The sequence below is a fragment of the Vibrio sp. 10N.222.49.C9 genome (assembly GCF_041474985.1).
In the GTDB taxonomy this organism is placed as follows: domain Bacteria; phylum Pseudomonadota; class Gammaproteobacteria; order Enterobacterales; family Vibrionaceae; genus Vibrio; species Vibrio crassostreae_C.
The window spans coordinates 1-227 of the sequence record NZ_JBFRVD010001576.1 but is presented as its reverse complement, the minus strand read 5'-3'; the positions used below and the strand labels follow the sequence as shown (position 1 = coordinate 227).

At 45.4% G+C, this 227-nt stretch carries 1 pseudogene; it reads left to right on the top strand.

The window, feature by feature from the left end:
* Positions 1–227 (top strand): annotated as a pseudogene (locus tag AB4585_RS29330) (glutamate synthase small subunit); the annotation flags it as partial.

The following is a 227-nucleotide window of genomic DNA, read 5'->3' as shown; positions in this document are numbered from 1 at the left end:
GTTTATCAATTCATCGATGTAAGTCGTGTCGATCCGGCGAAGAAACCATTGAAGATCCGCAAGATAGAGTTTGTGGAGATCTATGAACCCTTTACCAAGCAGCAAGCCAGCGCGCAAGCTGATCGATGCCTAGATTGTGGTAATCCCTATTGTGAGTGGAAATGCCCCGTTCACAATTATATTCCTCAATGGCTAAAACTGGCCAATGAAGGACGCATTATAGAGGC